This is a genomic window from Arthrobacter sp. zg-Y895, assembly GCF_020731025.1.
Lineage (GTDB): Bacteria > Actinomycetota > Actinomycetes > Actinomycetales > Micrococcaceae > Arthrobacter_B.
Window position 1 is genome coordinate 319,606 of record NZ_JAJFZY010000003.1, and the last position, 17,581, is coordinate 337,186.

General features: G+C 67.8%; 16 protein-coding genes and 1 pseudogene. 7 read left to right on the plus strand and 10 right to left on the minus strand.

Annotated features, from left to right (window positions below; translation table 11 throughout):
* Window positions 1-58: 58 nt before the first annotated feature.
* Window positions 59-1,681: a DEAD/DEAH box helicase gene (locus tag LJ760_RS03195; RefSeq protein WP_227919201.1), complete on the minus strand. Its 1,623-nt coding sequence runs from the start codon at window positions 1,679-1,681 to the stop codon at window positions 59-61.
* Between the two features lie 287 nt (window positions 1,682-1,968).
* On the opposite strand from LJ760_RS03195, the gene trmB reads away from it, so the two are divergent.
* From trmB to LJ760_RS03215, 4 genes are all read left to right on the plus strand, one after another.
* Entirely contained in the window at window positions 1,969-2,835 is an 867-nt protein-coding gene (gene trmB / locus LJ760_RS03200; RefSeq protein ID WP_227919203.1) for a tRNA (guanosine(46)-N7)-methyltransferase TrmB, read from the plus strand.
* A 7-nt stretch (window positions 2,836-2,842) separates the two neighbouring features.
* The gene (locus LJ760_RS03205; RefSeq protein ID WP_227919205.1) at window positions 2,843-3,841 is read left to right on the plus strand and encodes an NYN domain-containing protein; all 999 of its coding nucleotides are present in this window, start codon (window positions 2,843-2,845) and stop codon (window positions 3,839-3,841) included.
* Complete coding sequence (locus LJ760_RS03210) at window positions 3,838-4,488, plus strand: class I SAM-dependent methyltransferase (RefSeq protein ID WP_227919206.1); 651 nt, start codon at window positions 3,838-3,840, stop codon at window positions 4,486-4,488. The genes LJ760_RS03205 and LJ760_RS03210 overlap by 4 nt, the downstream gene beginning before the upstream one ends.
* A gap of 127 nt (window positions 4,489-4,615) precedes the next feature.
* Complete coding sequence (locus tag LJ760_RS03215) at window positions 4,616-5,242, plus strand: dihydrofolate reductase family protein (protein ID WP_227919207.1); 627 nt, start codon at window positions 4,616-4,618, stop codon at window positions 5,240-5,242.
* A 22-nt stretch (window positions 5,243-5,264) separates the two neighbouring features.
* Here the strand turns inward: LJ760_RS03215 and LJ760_RS03220 are convergent, their stop codons facing one another.
* The 5 genes and pseudogenes from LJ760_RS03220 to dnaK all read right to left on the minus strand — a co-directional run bounded on the left by LJ760_RS03220 (window position 5,265) and on the right by dnaK (window position 10,294).
* Entirely contained in the window at window positions 5,265-6,002 is a 738-nt protein-coding gene (locus LJ760_RS03220; protein ID WP_227919208.1) for an MOSC domain-containing protein, read from the minus strand.
* A gap of 151 nt (window positions 6,003-6,153) precedes the next feature.
* Window positions 6,154-6,552, minus strand: a pseudogene (locus LJ760_RS03225) (heat shock protein transcriptional repressor HspR); the annotation flags it as partial.
* A 69-nt stretch (window positions 6,553-6,621) separates the two neighbouring features.
* Window positions 6,622-7,623: a DnaJ C-terminal domain-containing protein gene (locus tag LJ760_RS03230; protein ID WP_227919209.1), complete on the minus strand. Its 1,002-nt coding sequence runs from the start codon at window positions 7,621-7,623 to the stop codon at window positions 6,622-6,624.
* Between the two features lie 137 nt (window positions 7,624-7,760).
* The gene (locus tag LJ760_RS03235; protein WP_227919210.1) at window positions 7,761-8,405 is read right to left on the minus strand and encodes a nucleotide exchange factor GrpE; all 645 of its coding nucleotides are present in this window, start codon (window positions 8,403-8,405) and stop codon (window positions 7,761-7,763) included.
* 2 nt (window positions 8,406-8,407) lie between these two features.
* Complete coding sequence (gene dnaK, locus LJ760_RS03240; protein WP_227919212.1) at window positions 8,408-10,294, minus strand: molecular chaperone DnaK; 1,887 nt, start codon at window positions 10,292-10,294, stop codon at window positions 8,408-8,410.
* 242 nt (window positions 10,295-10,536) lie between these two features.
* Here dnaK and LJ760_RS03245 point away from each other — a divergent pair, with 242 nt between their 5' ends.
* Both LJ760_RS03245 and LJ760_RS03250 read left to right on the plus strand, forming a co-directional pair.
* Window positions 10,537-11,340, plus strand: coding sequence for a methyltransferase domain-containing protein (locus LJ760_RS03245; protein ID WP_227919215.1), 804 nt, complete (start codon window positions 10,537-10,539; stop codon window positions 11,338-11,340).
* 63 nt (window positions 11,341-11,403) lie between these two features.
* Window positions 11,404-11,994, plus strand: coding sequence for a hypothetical protein (locus tag LJ760_RS03250; RefSeq protein WP_227919217.1), 591 nt, complete (start codon window positions 11,404-11,406; stop codon window positions 11,992-11,994).
* Window positions 11,995-11,997: 3 nt separating this feature from the next.
* Here the strand turns inward: LJ760_RS03250 and cls are convergent, their stop codons facing one another.
* On the minus strand, window positions 11,998-13,473 hold the full coding sequence (gene cls / locus LJ760_RS03255) for a cardiolipin synthase (protein ID WP_374200024.1): 1,476 nt from the start codon (window positions 13,471-13,473) through the stop codon (window positions 11,998-12,000).
* An 84-nt stretch (window positions 13,474-13,557) separates the two neighbouring features.
* Between cls and LJ760_RS03260 the strand changes: the two genes are divergently transcribed.
* Complete coding sequence (locus LJ760_RS03260) at window positions 13,558-14,445, plus strand: aminodeoxychorismate lyase (protein WP_227919219.1); 888 nt, start codon at window positions 13,558-13,560, stop codon at window positions 14,443-14,445.
* A 20-nt stretch (window positions 14,446-14,465) separates the two neighbouring features.
* Here the strand turns inward: LJ760_RS03260 and LJ760_RS03265 are convergent, their stop codons facing one another.
* The 3 genes from LJ760_RS03265 to LJ760_RS03275 all read right to left on the minus strand — a co-directional run bounded on the left by LJ760_RS03265 (window position 14,466) and on the right by LJ760_RS03275 (window position 17,538).
* The gene (locus tag LJ760_RS03265) at window positions 14,466-15,269 is read right to left on the minus strand and encodes an energy-coupling factor transporter transmembrane component T family protein (protein ID WP_227919222.1); all 804 of its coding nucleotides are present in this window, start codon (window positions 15,267-15,269) and stop codon (window positions 14,466-14,468) included.
* Window positions 15,266-16,858: an ABC transporter ATP-binding protein gene (locus LJ760_RS03270; protein WP_227920897.1), complete on the minus strand. Its 1,593-nt coding sequence runs from the start codon at window positions 16,856-16,858 to the stop codon at window positions 15,266-15,268. Before LJ760_RS03270 ends, LJ760_RS03265 begins: the two co-directional genes overlap by 4 nt.
* A 62-nt stretch (window positions 16,859-16,920) precedes the next feature.
* Window positions 16,921-17,538, minus strand: coding sequence for an ECF transporter S component (locus tag LJ760_RS03275; protein ID WP_227919223.1), 618 nt, complete (start codon window positions 17,536-17,538; stop codon window positions 16,921-16,923).
* Window positions 17,539-17,581: the final 43 nt, after the last annotated feature.

Genomic DNA, 17,581 nt, shown 5'->3' on the forward strand with positions numbered 1-17,581 from the left:
CGCCGAAAGAGGCGCCGCACCTCGTGGGTGCGGCGCCTCTTGTAGCTGTTGCTATGCCTTAGCGGGAACGGCGTTCGTTCGACGCCGGCGCGGTGGCGCGGCGGGGACCGGCGGCGCGTGCCGGACGGCCGGAGGCTGCACCGGCGGCGCCGCGGGAGGCCCCGCCTGCACGCTGGCCGCTGCCGGCGCCCTCGGCGCGCTGGCCGGTTGCCGGGCGGCGGTTGCGGCCGGATGCGGTCGCGGCCGAGGCGCTGTTGCGGCGTCCGTCCGAAGACCGGGCCGGACGCTGCGTACGCACGTCGTCGACGGCACGGTCATTGCGTTCGCTGCGGTCCGGGCGTTCAGCCGAAACGCGGCCGCGGCCGCCTGTACCGCCGCGTCCGCCGGCGCGGGGAGCACCCGTGCTGCGGGCTGCGCGCTTGCGCTGGGCGTTGGCGCCGGTGGAGCGCCCGCCGCCCTGCTGCGGCGACTTGGCCGCGAGCTGTGCAGCGCGGACGTGCGGTTCCACAACGGCCGCGCGTTCGCCGACAAGCTTGGCGATGGACGGCGAATTGTGGCTGACCTTCTCGATGGAAACGTCGACGCCGGCAGCCTTCATCAGCTTCGACACCTCGCTCTTCTGCTCCGGGAGGGTCAGCGTCACCACGGTTCCGCTGGATCCGGCGCGGGCCGTACGGCCTGAACGGTGCAGGTAGGCCTTGTGCTCCGTGGGCGGATCAATGTGGACCACGAGTTCAACGTCATCCACGTGGACGCCGCGGGCGGCGACGTCGGTGGCGACCAGGACGCGGACGTCGCCGGAAGCGAACTCCGCCAGGTTGCGGTCACGGGCATTCTGGGACAGGTTGCCGTGCAGGTCCACCGTGGGGATGCCGTTGTCCGTGAGGAACTGGGCCATCTTGCGGGCGTGGTGCTTGGTGCGCATGAACATGATGCGGCGGCCCTGGCCACCGGCCAGTTCCTTGACCAGCAGCTTCTTGGCGGTCTGGTCCTGGACCAGCAGCACGTGGTGCTCCATGGTGGAGACCGCTGCCTGCGGCTCATCCACGGAGTGCGTCAGCGGGTTGGACAGGTAACGGCGGACGAGCTTGTCCACGCCGTTGTCCAGCGTGGCGGAGAACAGCATCCGCTGGCCCTTTTCCGGAGTGCGGTCCAGCAGGCGCTGGACAACCGGCAGGAAGCCGAGGTCCGCCATGTGGTCGGCCTCGTCCAGGACGGTGATCTCGACGGACTCGAGGCTGATGACCTTCTGCTTCATCAGGTCTTCGAGGCGGCCCGGGCAGGCGATGACGATGTCGACGCCGGCCTTGAGTGCCTTTTCCTGGCGCTGCTGGGATACGCCGCCGTAGATCACGGTGGTGTTCAGGCCCAGTTCCTTCGCGAGCGGCTCAATCACGTTGTTGATCTGCGTGGCCAGTTCGCGGGTCGGAGCCAGGACCAGGCCCAGCGGGCGGTTCGGGCGGCGGCGGTAGGCTGCTTCGTTCTCGGCCAGCCGGGCGACCAGCGGGAGGGAGAATGCCAGGGTCTTGCCGGAACCGGTGCGGCCACGGCCCAGGACGTCACGGCCCTTGAGTGTGTCCGGAAGGGTTTCCACCTGGATGGGGAAGGCCTCGTCAATTCCGGCGGCGGCGAGGGAGGAAACAAGTGCCTTGGGCACACCAAGGGCAGCAAAAGTGGTCATTAAAGACAGGCAACTTTCGGTAAGAGGCCCCCAACGCCGTTTGGGCCGGGGGTTCGCCGAAGAAAAGTCAGACAGTGTCTACCGCACTGAAGCGGGACAAAAGAAAGCGTTCATCGACGCAGGCTGGACTGCTTACACACACTGTTCAAACCTTGGATTTTAAGCATGGTTCAACAGTGGCAGGACCAACATCTGCCTCAAGTTTACCGTAATGCGGAATCTTTCCTAATCGGGGGCTGCAACGGCGGTGAAATCCGGGGCCGTGCCAGCCGATAGCATTAACAGTGATGACTACTGAACCAGCCCTGCCCGACGCCGCCGAAACCGGGCCGGCGGATCCCGCCACCGGCTCCGACGAGGAGCAGCATTTCCGCTCTCCGGTGTCCTTTGTCCGGCGCGGCTCGCGTCTGCAGGGCCGCCGCCAGCAGGCCTGGGACGAACTTTCCGACCGCTTCGTGGTGGATGTCCCGCGTGACGAAGCGGACACCTCGGTGCACCCCGGATACGTGTTCGACGCCGCCGCCGAGTTCGGGCGCACCGCTCCCCTCGTCGTCGAAATCGGTTCGGGCCTGGGCGAAGCCGTTGCCCATGCCGCCGAGCAGAATCCGGACAAGGACTTCCTGGCCGTTGAGGTCTATCTCCCCGGCCTGGCGCAGACCCTGCAGCGGATCGGCCAGAAGGGCCTGACGAATATCCGCGTGGTCCAGGCAAATGCCCCGGAGGTGCTCACCAGCATGCTCCCGGCCGGGTCCGTGGCTGAGGTTTGGGTGTTCTTCCCCGACCCCTGGCACAAGACCCGCCACCACAAGCGCCGCCTGGTCAAGGAGTCCTTTGCCGAGCTGGTGGCCCGGGTGCTGGAGCCCGGCGGCACGTGGCGCCTGGCAACCGACTGGTCTGACTACGCCGTGCAGATGCGCGACGTGCTGGATGCATCGGCGCGGTTCGGGAATCTGCACGCCGGCGAGCGTGCCGGTGAAGACAGCCCACTGACGCGCGTGCGCCGGGAAGGCCTGGAGAACAAGGCCCCGGAAGACGACGTCGATACCCTCGGCGGCTGGGCCCCGCGCTTCGAAGGCCGGACACTGACCAGTTTCGAGAACAAGGCCCACGAGGCCGGCCGACTGATTTTCGACCTTGCTTACCGAAGGATCTGACTCAAAAATGACTGAACCGAACGACGCACGCGTCGGTCTCTACATCGATTTCGACAACATTGTTATCTCGCGCTATCAGCAGTTGCATGGCCGCAACGCGTTCCAGCGCGACGGGATCCGCAATTTCGACCGGACGAACCGCGAGGCCGATCCCGAAGTTGCCGCCAAACTCACCGCAGCCACGGTGGATTTCAACGCAATTATCGATTTCGCCGCTTCCTTCGGAACCCTCGTGGTTAACCGCGCCTATGCCGACTGGTCGGTGCCCGTGAACGCGAGTTACCAGCGCCAGCTGATGTCCCGGGCAGTGGACCTCACGCAGCTGTTCACCACCACCACGCGCGGTACCAAGAACGGGGCGGACATCCGCCTCGCCGTGGACGTCGTCGAAGACCTCTTCCGCCTGCCCGACCTGACCCATGTCATCATCGTGGCCGGCGACAGCGATTACATTGCCCTCGCGCAGAAGTCCAAGCGGCTCGGCCGCTTCGTCGTCGGCATCGGTGTTGCCGGGTCGACCAGCACCTCCCTCGCTGCGGCCTGCGATGAATTCGAGGATTACGACTCGCTGCCCGGCATCGAAGCCGCAGCCGCCGCTCCGGCCGCGGCGGATACGGCTGCCGGGAAAACCGCAGCCCCGACGGATTCCCAGCCCGACCCTGCCCCTGCGCGCAGGCTCACTACGGTCCCCATGTTCTCGCACACGGGACAGGCCGGGTTTGAGGAGCCGGAACCCGCCGACGACGTCGACCCGGGTGTCCTCGCAACGGAACTCCTCGTGCGGGCCCTGCAGATCGGCCACGCGAAGGGCGACGCCGACGAGTGGCTCAACACGGGCACGGTCAAGAACCAGATGCGCCGGATGGACCCGGCCTTCAACGAGAAGCCGCTGGGCTTCCGGTCCTTCACCGATTTCCTCTCCTCGCACGGCGACCTGGTGGAGCTGGACGACGACGGGCCCCAGCGCCTTATCCGCCTTCGCCCGGAAGCTGACACCCGCCGTTGACACGCAGCGCCGAGCCCTCCGATTCCCAGCCGCGGGATCCTGCAGCCGTCGAGGAGCTGTGGGACCGGCGCTACGCCGGCAGCGGCGAACTGTGGAGCGGGCAGCCCAATGCCGTGCTGGTCAGCGAGGCCCGGGGGCTCCGGCCCGCCCGCGCCTTGGATGTGGGCTGCGGCGAGGGTGCCGACGCCCTGTGGCTGGCGGAACAGGGGTGGGACGTCACTGCACTGGACGTCTCGGGGGTAGCCCTCGCCCGGGCGGCCCGCCAAGCCGGGCTGCGTTCGGTCCGGGTGGACTGGGTGCATGCGGGTCTGGTCGAGGCTGCCCTGCCGCCGGCGTCCTTTGACCTGGTTTCGGCGCAGTACCCCGTACTCCTGCGGACTGACGGGAACGAAGCGGAACACTCGCTGCTTCGCGCCGTCGCGCCGGGCGGGGTTCTCCTGTGGGTGCACCATCCGCCGCCCACTGCGGAGGAAGCAAAGGCCCGCGGAATTGATCTTCACGAGTACGTGGGAGTTGCCGACGTGGCTGCACTGCTCGATGACGATTGGCGGATAGAGGTCGACGAAACCCGCCCACGGCACGTTGCCAGCGGTGCCGGCGCCCACCACACCGAGGATGTTGTGCTGCGCGCACGGCGGCGGCGCTAGCCCTCCGGTGTTTTCCCTCCCGGGGGACCGCCTGCTCGCCTCCCGCCCATTGACAGGTGCCACGCCGCGTCGCGAGCATGTTGCCTGGCACCGTTACCCAGTGCCGTAACCAAAACGGGAGGGCACCATGGCCGGCCGTGTTTCCATCGACCTCTTTATGACGCTGGACGGCGTCGCCCAGGCTCCGGGCGGCCCGGAGGAAGACCTGGAGGGCGGTTTCGCCTACGGCGGCTGGCAGGCTCCCCTGCTCGACGAAACCATCGGTGCCCAGGTGGACGAGGGCATCCAGTCCATGGACGCACTGCTCCTGGGGCGGAAGACATACGACATTTTCGCCGCCTACTGGCCGCACCAGCTGGAGGGTGAGGACTCCGGAATTGCACGCAAGTTCGATGCCGTCCCCAAATACGTCGCGTCGCGGGGAACCCCGGATCTGGGCCGGTGGCGGGACTCGCACCTCCTCGACGGAGACCTGGCGGCGGCGCTGGCAGGCTTACGGGAACGGCACCGGGAAATCCATGTCATCGGGAGCATCGACTTCTCGCGCACCCTCGTCGTGGGCGGCATGTTCGATTCCCTGAACCTGTGGGTGAATCCGGTGGTCGTCGGCCCCGGGAAACGCCTGTTCCCTCCGGACGGCCCGCCCGCGGAACTGAGACTGCTCGGGGCGCCGGAGGCTTCGGAGAAAGGAGCGGTCCTCCTGCGCTACGGCTGGGCGGGACCGACCCCCGGAACCGGACTCGTCGGGTCCTGACCAGGGCGACTGGACCTGGCCGTCATGCGGTCAGGGTGCGGCGAAGGGTAACGACGTCTCCGACCCGCAGCTTCCCGGTCCGCATGACATGTGCCTGCAGCCCGAATTCCGTGGAGTGGTGCGTGCCGAGAAGCTTCAACGCCTTGCGCTGTGCCGCGATACCGGCCTGCGTCTCGTCGATCATCACGCAGCGCGGCATCCCCTCCCCCAGTCGCAGAAGAACCTCGCCTCCGAGAACCAGTTCGGCGCCGACCCATTCGTCCTCGCAGAACCCTAGCCGGGAACCGGTGTCGATGACGATGTTGGCGCGGAAACGGCGCTCATCCACCGCACCACCTGCCAGGCCCTCGAGTGCCGCAAGTGAGGACGTTGTCACCAGGTGCAGGGGTGTCTCGTCATGGTGCCCGACAGCGGTTTCGGTCCGCAGGGTCAGTTCCCGGCCGAAGGCTGCGCTCAGCGCCCGGGAGGCGGCCGGATCATCGACTCGATATTGGCGGCCCTCAGGGCTCATCAGCAACGGCGCAGTTTCACTGTCCTCGATGCTGGAGGACCACTGCATTAACCCGGGCACGGGGCGGAAGCGCCGGGTCCGCTTGCCGCTGGCGATGCCGCCGTCCTCGGTGTAAACCGCCCATCGGCGGTCATGCTGCAATCCCCTGTCGGTCACGGCGGAGGCGCGCACCGCCTGGCCCGCGGTCGACTTGACCGGATAGCGGTACAAGGCCTGGACGCTGCCTACCGGCGTTTCCTCATATGGCATCCCGGCATTGTGTCATAAAGGCCCTGCAGGCCGGCGCTTAGAGCGACTGGATGTAGCCGTCGTCGGCGTAGTTCCGCTCGGCGGACTTGCCGGCGGGAAGCGCGCGCAGCCGGCTCCGGCGTTCCATCAGCGAGACCAGGCCCAGCTGCTGGACGGCGGTGGCGGCGGCCGGCGGGCGCTGCCCGCGGCTGAGGGTGACGACGTCGCCGGCGAGCCCGGCAGCGAAGACGCGGCTGCGGTCGGGGGTACGGCGCTGGGCCTCGTCCAGTTCGGTGGAGAGTTCCACAATCCGCTGACGCAGGCCGGTGACTTGGTTCTGCAGCTCCATGATCCGCTTGATGCCTTCGAGGGAGACACCCTCCTGGGAGAGCTTCTGGACCTCGCGCAGCAGTTCGATGTCGCGCTGGGAGTATCGGCGCGACCGCCCCGGAGCCCGGCTGGGACGGACAATCCCCAGCCGGTCGTATTGCCGGAGGGTCTGCGGATGCATCTCCGCGAGCTCAGCGGCAACGGAGATCACGAATATAGGCGCATTGACGTCTATGCCCATTGTTCCTCCTTCACTGCTGTTGAAATGGTAACGCGGGTAGTTCACCCTCCGGGGAGCGGAGCGCCGGAATTACAGCCGTGCTTTTGCTGCCAATCCGGCTCTGGGGTCCTCGCCCTTGGTCGCGTCGGCGAATGCCTCGACGGCTTCCCGGGCGTCCTTGTTCAGGTGGGTGGGCACGGCGACGTCGATAGTCACCAGCAGGTCCCCGTTGCCCTTGGAGGTGTGCACGCCGCGGCCCTTGACCCGCAGGGTGCGTCCCGACGGTGTTCCGGCGGGCACCTTGAGCCGGACGGTGTCGGAGGTGAGGGTAGGCACCTCGATGGTGGCACCCAGGGCGGCCTCGGGGAAGGAGACCGGAACGTGGATCCGGATGTTGTTGCCCTCGCGGGTGAAGAAGTCGTGCGGGGTGACGTGGACGGTGACCATCAGGTCCCCCGCGCCTGCGGGGCCGGGCTGGCCCTTGCCGCGCACCCGGATCTTCTGGCCGTCCTTGACGCCGGCTGGGACCCGGACCTCCACCACTTCGCCGCTGGGTTCGCGCAGGCCGATCACGGTTCCGTTAATGGACCCTGCAAAGGAAATGGTGGTGCTGGCCGTCCGGTCCGCACCCTTGGTGGGCGGCGGGGCACCGAAACCGCCGCCGCCGAAGCCGCTGCCGCCGCCGAAAAGGTCGGCGAATTCGGGCGGGATGTTGCTGCCGCCCGCGTTGAAGGTGGTCCGCCGGCCGCCGCCGCGTGCGGTCTGGCCGAACAGGTCCCCGAAGATGTCCTCGAAGCCCGCCCCGCCGGCACCGCCGCCGGCACCCTGGGGGCCGCCGGCAGTGAACCGGGCGCCGCTGCCCATGGCACGGATGGCGTCATACTGCTGGCGTTCCTCGGCATCGGACAGGACCGAATACGCCTCGGAGAGGTCCTTGAACATGCGCTCGGAGTTGGCGTCGCCCTGGTTCTGATCGGGATGGTACTTCCGCGCCAGTTTGCGGTACGCCTTCTTGATGTCGGCGTCGGACGCATCCTTGGGAACACCCAGAATCTTGTAAAAGTCCTTATCGACCCAATCCTGACTAGCCAATTGGTGTCCCTTCCTCATTTGCGAATCCCGCTGCATTGCCGCGAAAACACGGCTGCCGGGCCTGCTGCCCCTGCTGCGGGACCTGCCGATGGAAAAATGTCCGGGGCCGCTTTACGGCGGCCCCGGACACGGTGCAACTACTGTTCCGGAACCGAAACAATCACCTGCGCGGCTCGCAGGACCCGGTCGCCGGACTTGTAGCCGGCCCTCAGGATCTGCGTCACCGTATCGAACGTGACGTCCGCGCTCTGCTGCTGGATGAGTGCCTCGTGGATGTTCGGATCGAACTCCACACCGGTCTCATCGATGCGGCTGAGTCCGTACGTCTTCAGCGAGTTTTCCAGCTTGGTGGCGATCGCGGCGAAGGGTCCCTCCGCCAGGTCGCCGTGCTGGCGTGCGGCGTCAATGTCGTCCAGGACGGGCATCAGGGAGTTCAGGACTCCGATGACGGCCATCTCCCGGGCGACGTCGCGGTCGCGTTCCACCCGCTTGCGGTAGTTCACATACTCGGCCTGCAGGCGCAGCAGGTCGTTGCGCAGTTCAGCTGCCTCCGGCGAACCGGACGCGGCAGGCTGGGCCGGTACGTCGGCGTTGTTCAGGATCTGCTCCGCCTGGGAGAGTGCATCTCCCTCGGCTCCGGCGGCGGGGGCGGAAGCCGAAGCTTCCTCCCCTGCCGCGCCACCGTTGGCGGAATCCGCAGTCTCGCCCGTGCCGGGCGTGTCCTGGCCGTTTACGGGCTCTTCACCTTCGGGAGTGTTCCCGTGCTCGTTTTCCGCCGGCATGGTTACTTCTTTTCTTCGTCGTCGACAACTTCGGCGTCAACGATGTCTTCGTCACCGGCGGAGCTGCCTGCGGCAGAGCCGTCACCGGACGGAGCACCGTCGGCAGCACCGGGGGTGCTGTCGGCACCGGCGGCGGAGGCCTGGGCGTAGATAGCTTCGCCCAGCTTGGTCTGGGAAGCCTGCAGCTTCTCAAACGCAGTCTTGACCTCGTCGTCGTTGTCCGTGCCTTCGAGCGCCTTCTTCAGCGCGTCGACATCGCCCTTGACCTCGGTCTTGACGTCTTCGGGCAGCTTGTCGTCATTGTCGGCAAGGAGCTTGTCCACCGAGTAGGCGAGCTGCTCGGCCGAGTTGCGGATGTCGGCGGCCTCGCGGCGCTTCTTATCCTCCGCGGCGTGCTCTTCGGCCTCGCGGACCATGCGGTCAATGTCTTCCTTGTTGAGGGAGGACCCGCCGGTGATGGTCATGGACTGCTCGGCGCCGGTGCCCTTGTCCTTGGCGGACACGTGCACAATGCCGTTGGCGTCGATGTCGAAGGTGACCTCGATCTGAGGAACGCCGCGCGGAGCCGGCGCAATGCCGGTCAGCTCGAACGTGCCCAGCGGCTTGTTGTCGCGGGTGAACTCGCGTTCGCCCTGGAAGACCTGAATGGCCACGGACGGCTGGTTGTCATCCGCGGTGGTGAAGGTCTCGCTGCGCTTGGTGGGGATGGCCGTGTTGCGCTCGATCAGCTTGGTCATCACACCGCCCTTGGTTTCGATGCCCAGGGACAGCGGCGTGACGTCGATGAGCAGGACGTCCTTGCGCTCACCCTTCAGCACGCCGGCCTGCAGGGCAGCGCCCACGGCCACAACCTCGTCCGGGTTCACGCCCTTGTTGGGCTCCTGGCCGCCGGCCAGTTCCTTCACCAGTTCGGAGACGGCGGGCATACGGGTGGAACCGCCCACGAGGATGATGTGGTCGATGTCGGAGACCTTGATGCCGGCCTCGGAAATGACGTCGTTGAACGGCTTCTTGGTGCGGTCCAGCAGATCCTTGGTCAGGTCCTGGAACTTGGCACGCGACAGGTGCTCGTCCAGGTGGACCGGGCCTTCGGGGGTGACCGAAAGGTACTGCAGGGAGATGTTGGTGGAGGTAGCCGAGGAGAGTTCCTTCTTGGCCTGCTCCGCTGCTTCCTTCAGGCGCTGCAGGGCGATCTTGTCCTTGGACAGATCCGCGCCCTTGGCCTTGGCCTGGCTCAGCAGGTAATCGACAATCCGCTGGTCCCAGTCGTCGCCGCCGAGGCGGTTGTCACCGGCCGTGGCACGGACCTGGATGGTGGAGAATTCGTCTTCGTCCTTGCCGACTTCCAGCAGGGAGACGTCGAAGGTGCCGCCGCCGAGGTCGAAGACCAGGATGAGTTCGTCTTCCTTGCCCTTGTCCAGGCCGTAGGCCAGGGCAGCAGCGGTGGGCTCGTTGACGATGCGCAGCACGTTCAGGCCGGCAATCTCGCCGGCTTCCTTGGTGGCCTGGCGCTCGGCGTCGTTGAAGTAGGCGGGAACGGTGACCACGGCGTCCGTGACCTTCTCACCGAGGTACGCCTCGGCGTCGTTCTTCAACTTCATCAGGATGCGGGCGGAGATCTCCTGGGCGGTGTACTTCTTGCCGTCCACGTCTACGCTCCAGTCGGTGCCCATGTGGCGCTTGACGGAAGCGATGGTGCGGTCAATGTTGTTGACTGCCTGGCGCTTGGCGATCTCGCCGACCAGGACTTCGCCGGACTTGGCGAAGGCTACGACGGACGGAGTGGTGCGGCCGCCTTCGGCGTTGGCGATAACCGTGGGCTCGCCGCCTTCCAGGACCGAGACAACCGAGTTGGTAGTACCGAGGTCAATACCTACTGCACGTGACATATTTGCTTCCTCTTTCCTTGGAGAAACCCGCATCTCACAGCGGCACCGGCCTGGTCCGCCCCGGAGGACAGCCACTCGGTTCGCTGCGGAGAGCAATTGAGCGTTCTGCACTCAACTTTACTCAGCAGTATTTCTTTGTCAACAAACTTGAGTGTCTCAGGCTCAACTCTGCGCCCGGAGGTTGCGGAACACGGCAGCGGGCCCTTCTCCCTCGCGGGCGGGTCTGGCGGTAGGGTCCTGCCATGGCTTCCGAAACCTATTCCCACGGCCATCACCGCAGCGTGGTGGACGCCCATGCCCTCCGAACGGCGCGGGACTGCGCGGCGTATCTGCTGCCGGAGCTGACGCCCGGAGTCAGCATTCTCGACGTCGGCTGCGGCCCGGGCAGCATCACCGCCGATTTCGCGGCGCTTGCGGCTCCGGGCCCGGTGGTGGGCCTGGACTCCTCCGAAGACGTCCTTATCTCCGCCCGCGCCCGGGCGGACGGACACGGACTGGCCAATGCCTCCTTTGTCGCCGGGAATGTCTATGACCTCGATTTTCCGGACGAAACGTTCGACGTCGTCCATGCCCACCAGGTGCTCCAGCACCTGATGGACCCGGTGGCCGCGCTTCGGGAAATGCGCCGGGTCGCCAAGCCCGGCGGGCTGGTGGCGGTGCGCGACGCCGATTTCTCCGGCATGATCTGGCATCCGCCCACACCCGAGCTGGCCCAGTGGATGCGGATCTACCAGCAGATTGCCCGCGGTAACTCCGCTGAGCCCGATGCCGGCCGGCACCTGCTGGCCTGGGCGCTGGAGGCCGGCTTCACCGACGTCACGCCCTCATCCTCCAACTGGCTCTACGCGACGCCGGAAGAGCGGCGCGGACACGCGGACTCCTGGTCCGAACGCGTACTGCACTCCGCCTTCGCGGAGCAGGCGCAGGAACGCGGACTGGCGGACAGCCACCTGCTGGCGCAGCTTGCCGCCGGCTGGCAGGAGTGGGCCGGAGCCCCGGACGGCTGGTTCCTGATCCCCTGCGGGGAACTGCTCCTCAGAGCCTGACCGTTTCTGGCTAGGGTTAAGGAATGTCCGCCATCATGACCATGTGCCCCGGGAACTCCCCCGATGCCCGTTAGCTCCTTCGCACCCCTGCTCATTGCGGTGGACGGTTTCTCCGGCGCCGGGAAAACCACCCTGGCCGCCGGGATTGCCGCTGCCCTGTCCCGCTCCCGTTCCGTTCGGGTGTTCCACCTGGAGGATGTCTACCCCGGCTGGGACGGGCTGGAATCGGGAATGACCTACTACCGCGAGCACATCCTGTGCCCGCTCGCCGAGGGACGCGCCGCCCGCTGGCAGTCCTGGGACTGGTCCGCCGGACGCTGCGGCGACTGGCAGAGAACGGAACCGGCCGACGTCGTGGTCTTCGAGGGCGTCGGCGCCGCCCACCGCGCTGCCCGGCAGCTGCTGGACACCACGGTCTGGGTGGCGGGTGAGGAAAGCGTCCGCCGCCGGGTCGCGTTGGCGCGCGACGGCGGAACCTACGCTCCGCACTGGGAGCGGTGGGCGGCGCAGGAACGCCGCTGGGCGGCCGACGACGACGCTGCCTCCGCCGCGGATCTCACCGTACGGCTGGTGGGTCCGCAGGGGAACGCCGCGGCAGCGCTGAGGGCCGTCCTGTCCCGGCTGCAGCCGGCACCGCGGAACATTCCCGGCTAGCCGCTACTGCAGGGTCGCCGTCAGCCTGGCCACGTTGTCGATGTACCGCTGCCACAGCGGCCGGTCCACCCAGTTGTCCAGGATGAGCTCCTTGGACAGTGCCCGGTAGGTGTCCTCGATGCGGCGCATCTGCTCGACGATCGTGCCGTCGAACATCATGACGGAGATTTCGAGGTTCAGCGAGAAGGAGCGCATGTCCATGTTGCTGGACCCCAGCACCGCCACCTCGTTGTCGATGGTGAAGTGCTTCGCATGCAGTACCAGCGGTTTGGGGTACTGGTAAATCCGGACCCCGGCCCGCAGCAGCGCCTCATAATAGGAGCGCTGCGCGTGGTCCACGAGGAACTGGTCACCTTTCTCGGAGACGAACAGCTCCACTTCCACGCCTCTCTGCGCCGCCGTCGTCACTGCGTAAAGCAGTGTGTCATCGGGGACGAAGTACGGGCTGGTAATGGAGATGCGGTCGCTCGCCGAGTAAATAAGGGACGCGAAGAGGCGCAGGTTGTTTTCGGTGCTGAAGCCGGGACCGCTGGGCACCACCTGGCACGTGACGTCGCCCGGATTTGACGACGATTCGTACAGGCTCAGTTCCCGTTCCAGGTTTTCGTCGGTCTCGGCGTTCCAGTCCGTGGCGAAGACGACGTTGAGTTCATCCACCACCGGCCCTTCCACCCGGGCCATAAGCTCGACCCATTTGCGGCCGGACCGGCGGTTGCGGCGCTTGTTGTAGGCCGGTTCCACCAGGTTCTGGGAGCCGGTGAACCCCACGTCCCCGTCCACCACCAGGATCTTGCGGTGGTTGCGCAGATCCGGCCGGCGCCAGCGCCCGCGGAAGGGATTGACCGGCAGCATCCGCCGCCACTGGATGTCACTGCCGCGCAGTTCGCGCAGCAGCCTCCGGTAACCCGGGATGCGCAGGGTGCCGATGTGGTCAAACAGGAGCCGGACGGTGACGCCGCGCGCGGCAGCGTCATTCAGGGCCCGGAAGAAGTCGCGGGTGACGGCGTCGTACCCCATGATGTAGAACTCCACATGGACGTACCGCGTAGCCTTCCCCACTGCCTCGGTCATTTCAGAGATGGACTCGTGGTAGTCGCGCTGCAGGTCCACCTTGTTGCCGTCCAGGGTGGGAAAGGATCCCAGCCGGCGGTTGAGCTCCGCCGCATTCAGCACCCACTCGGGGCCGTCGTAATTGGTGCCCTCGGTTTCCAGCTCCTTGGTGTTTTCACGGACCAGGCGGCTGATTTCGGCCTGCCGTTTCACCCGGTGCTCGGACAGCCGGTGGTTGCCGAAGAAGGAAAAAAGGATGATCCCGGGAATCGGCAGGAAGAAGATGCACAACAGCCAGGCCATGGCGGTGGTGGGACGGCGGTTGCCGGGTACAACACCCAGGGCGATGATCCGGATCGCATAATCCACCGTGGTCAGGACGACGGCGGTCCACCCGGACACGTCAAAACCGGCCACAGACCACCACACACCCTGCTCCTCCCCGACGCCGCCTTTTAGACAGCCTATCGGTCCGGCCGCGCTGGCCGTGCCTGCCGCGGCTAGGCTGGGGCCATGACTGTTCTGGTTTTCCTGGATTCCGCCTTTCCCGACGGACGTCCGGCCGACGCCGGGGTCCCCCAGCTGATGATCAATGACCTGGGCGTGACCCGCGGAGACGGGATCTTCGAATCATTGCTGGCCGTGGACTCGGTGCCCCGCAAGCCGGATGCCCATCTGGACCGGCTGGCGTCCTCCGCGCGGCTCCTGGAACTGGACATTCCCCCGCGCGGCGCCTGGGAACGGGCCATTGCCACCGCGCTCGCCCTGCACGCGGAGGCGGAAACCGCCGGCACCGGCTCCCCCGCACGGGCGGCAGTGAAGCTCGTGGTGACCCGCGGCGTGGAGGGCGCCGCCACGCCCACGGCATGGGTGCAGGTGAGCACCGCCCCCGATGCCTTCCGCCAGCGTTCCGAAGGCATCAAGGTGCTGCTCCTGGACCGCGGCTATGACAGCCAGGCAGCCGCCCGCGCGCCGTGGCTGCTGCTCGGCGCCAAGACACTCTCCTATGCCGTAAACATGGCGGCCCTGCGCTACGTCCGCGCGAACGGCGCCGACGACGCGATCTTCACCTCCTCCGACGGCAAGGTCCTCGAAGGGCCCACGTCCACCGTGGTGCTGGCCCGCGAACGCAACGGCGTGCGCACCCTGCTCACCCCCGAGCGCAAGAGCGGCATCCTGGCCGGAACCACGCAGGATGCCCTCTTCAGGGCGGCCGAAGCCGCCGGCTGGGAACTGGGATACGGGCCGCTGGTGCCCGAAGACCTGTTCGCGGCCGACGGCGTCTGGCTGGCGTCCAGCATCCGGTTGCTGGTACCGGTGCGCTCCATCGACGGCAGGGACCTGCCCTTCTCGGAGACCCTGAACGCCGAACTCACCAAACTGGCGGACGCGGCCCTCTAAGCCGGCCGGGCCGGGAAGCCTCAGGTCAGGATGAAGTTGAACGTGCCGGCCGCCACCGCGGCTGCCACGGCAGCGGCGGACACTGCCACCCCCACCCCGAAGACCGCGGCGTCCACCCCGCTGAAGGTCGACGTTCGAGCCCAGGTCCGTTCCGCTGCGCCGAAGCCGCGCGCCTCCATTGCCGTCGCAAGGCGGGTGGCCCGGCGGATCGCCTGCACCAGCAGCGCGAGGGACTGCCCGGCGAACCCCCGAAGCCGGGCCGCTCCCCCGGCATCCGGTCCCGCGCCCCGGGCGTGCCGGGCCAGTCCGATGGTGCGCCATTCCTCCACCAGCAGCCCCACCAGGCGCATGGCCGCCAGCGCGCCCAGGACAAAGCGGTGCGGCAGCCCCAGTTTCTGGGCCAGGGCATCGGCCAGGTCCGTGGGATCAGTGGTGGCCAGCAGGTAGATACCCGGCAGGGCTATCGCCAGGCCGCGCAGCCCGATGGCGATGCCCGCGGCAACGGAGCCGGAGGTGAACACCAGCGGCCCGGCCTCGAGCAGCACCGACCCGGTCTTTTCCGCCAGCAGCGCCGTGCCCCACGCACCGATCAGCGCCGCGGCCAGCAGCGGCCAGATCCGCCGGACCAGCGTTCCGATCCGGATGTGCAGCAGCGGCAGCAGGGCCAGTTCGGCGGTGAGGACGACGGCGGCACTCACCCAGTCCACCGTCACCAGTACTGCCAGGGTCAGCAGCACTGCCGCGGCAAGCTTGGAGAGCGGGTTGGCGCGGGCCAGGAACGTGCCGGCGGGGCGGGCCGGAGCCGCGGCAGCTGCAGCGCTCATCGCCGCACCTGGGCGTCCCGGGCCGTGCCGGCGTCCCGGGCCGTGCCGGCGTCGCCGGCAGGAACGCCGGGCGCGGCAGCGGCAACAGGGGTGAGCACCCCGCCCGCCGCCCGGAGGTTCCGGGAGGCCAGCGCGTCGATGAACTCAGCGTCATGCGTCACGGAAACCACACAGCGCCCTTCCGACAACTGGCCGCGCAGCAGGGCTACCAGTTCCGCCCAGGTGCGGGCGTCCTGTCCGAAGGTCGGTTCATCCAGCAGCAGGATGGACGGCTCCGTGGCAAGCATGGTTGCCACGGACAACCGGCGTTTCTCCCCGCCCGAAAGCGTGAACGGGTTGGCCTCGAGCAGCTTGTCCAGCCGGAGCCGTTCCGCCAGGTGGTGCACCCGGGCCAGCACCTGCGCGTCCGTCTCCCGGCCCAGCCGCCGCGGTCCGAAGGCCAGTTCATCCAGCACGGTGTTGGCCAGGAACTGGTGTTCGGGTTCCTGGAAGACGGTGCCGATGCGGTCCACCAGCTGCGCGGAGGTCCAGCGGCCGGGTTCCGGGCGGGCCGCGCCGGCCAGGGCCGGGGCCGCGGTGAGGGTTCCTTCCCGTGGCCGGAGCAGGCCGCCGAGAGTCAGGGCAAGCGTGGATTTGCCGGCACCGTTAGGGCCGGTGATCCCGACGGCGGTGCCGGCGTCCAGGCTCAGGTCCGCTCCGGTCAGCACGGCGGGACCGCGGAGCGAACGCGCAACGGCCAACCCGCGGGCCTCCAGCAGCCGGGGACCGGCCGCAGCCGGACCCCAGGGTCCGCCCGGAATTTCCGGCCTGGTACCGGGCAGCCAGACCCCCGACTCCGCCAGGGTGCTGCGGTGCGCGGGATTGCCCAGTACCTGTTCCGGGGAACCGTCCGCCAGCACGCCGCCGCCCGCGGCGAGGACGACAACGCGGTCCACAACGCCGGCCCAGACATCCACCCGGTGCTCCACCACAATGAGCGTGGCACCGGTGCGGTCCAGCACCCGGGTCACGGCGTCGCGGATTTCCACCACGCCGTCCGGGTCCAGGTTGGCCGTGGGTTCATCGAGCAGCAGCAGTCCCGGTTCCATGGCCATGACCGAAGCGAGGGCCAGGCGTTGCTTCTGTCCGCCGGAGAGCGCGGCGGTGGAGTGGTCCAGCGGAACCTCCAGTCCGACGTCGGCCAGTGCCGAACGCACCCGCGGCCAGATCTCCGCGGTCGGAACGGCCAGGTTCTCCGCGCCGAAGGCCACTTCGTCCCCTACCCGGGACAGGACGGTCTGGGAGTCCGGGTCCTGCAGGACCAGCCCGGTCCGTCCGCGGGCGTTCGCGGGATGGACGCCGTCGAGCGTCAGGACCCCCTGTTCCTCCCCGCCGGTATCCGGGCCGAGGACACCGGCAAGGGCGTGCAGGAACGTGGATTTTCCGGCGCCGGAAGCACCCAGCAGCAGCACCCGCTCACCCGGGGAAATCGCCAGGTCCAGGCCAGACACCGCCGAACCGGTCCGTCCCCCGTGCTGCCAGCCCCAGCCGCGGGCTGCGACGGCGGCCGGGCGGGGCCGGCGGCGGGAGTCGGCGGCGGTGTTCCGCAACGGGATGGAAGCCGCTGCAGCAGGCGGACGTCTCCCGCCGCCCTTCTTCCCGAACAGCACCGCTACGCCGTTCCCGTCCGGCCCGATGCGAAGGGTGCAAGGGCACCCGTCCGTGCCAGCGCGCGGACCGCCAGCCAGGACAGCCCGCCGGCAATGACCGCTCCCGAGACGCAGGTGAGCAGGACGTACAGCAACTGCCACTGGGCAGCCCATTCCACGTTGTACAGGACGTTTTCGCTCAGGCCGAGGAACAGGCCGGACCCCAGCCCGGCCAGCAGTGCCACGGGAAGGGAGAACCGCCGGTACAGGAACAGCAGGAACACCAGCTCGGCGCCCAGGCCCTGCAGGAAGCCCGAAAGCAGCACGGAGAGGCCGAACTGCGTGCCCAGCACGCCTGACACGGCGGAGGCCAGCATCTCGCAGTAGATCGCCGCGCCGGGTTTGCGGATGATGAGCCCGCCCAGCACCCCGGCAATCAGCCAGCCGCCGGTGTAGAGCCCGGCGAGCGGCGGAAACGCCGCGGTGAGTACGCTGATCCCGGCGTAGCCCAGGGACCAGGCCCAGAAAATCACGCCCACGGCCACCGCGAGGACGGAGGCAACAACAATGTCCACCACCCGCCAGGAACGCCTTGGGGCTGCAGTCCGGGTGCGGTGGGGTGCTGCGGATTGGTCTTTCATGAATATCCTCCTGAGGTCAGGAGGGGAGGGTGATACTGCACCG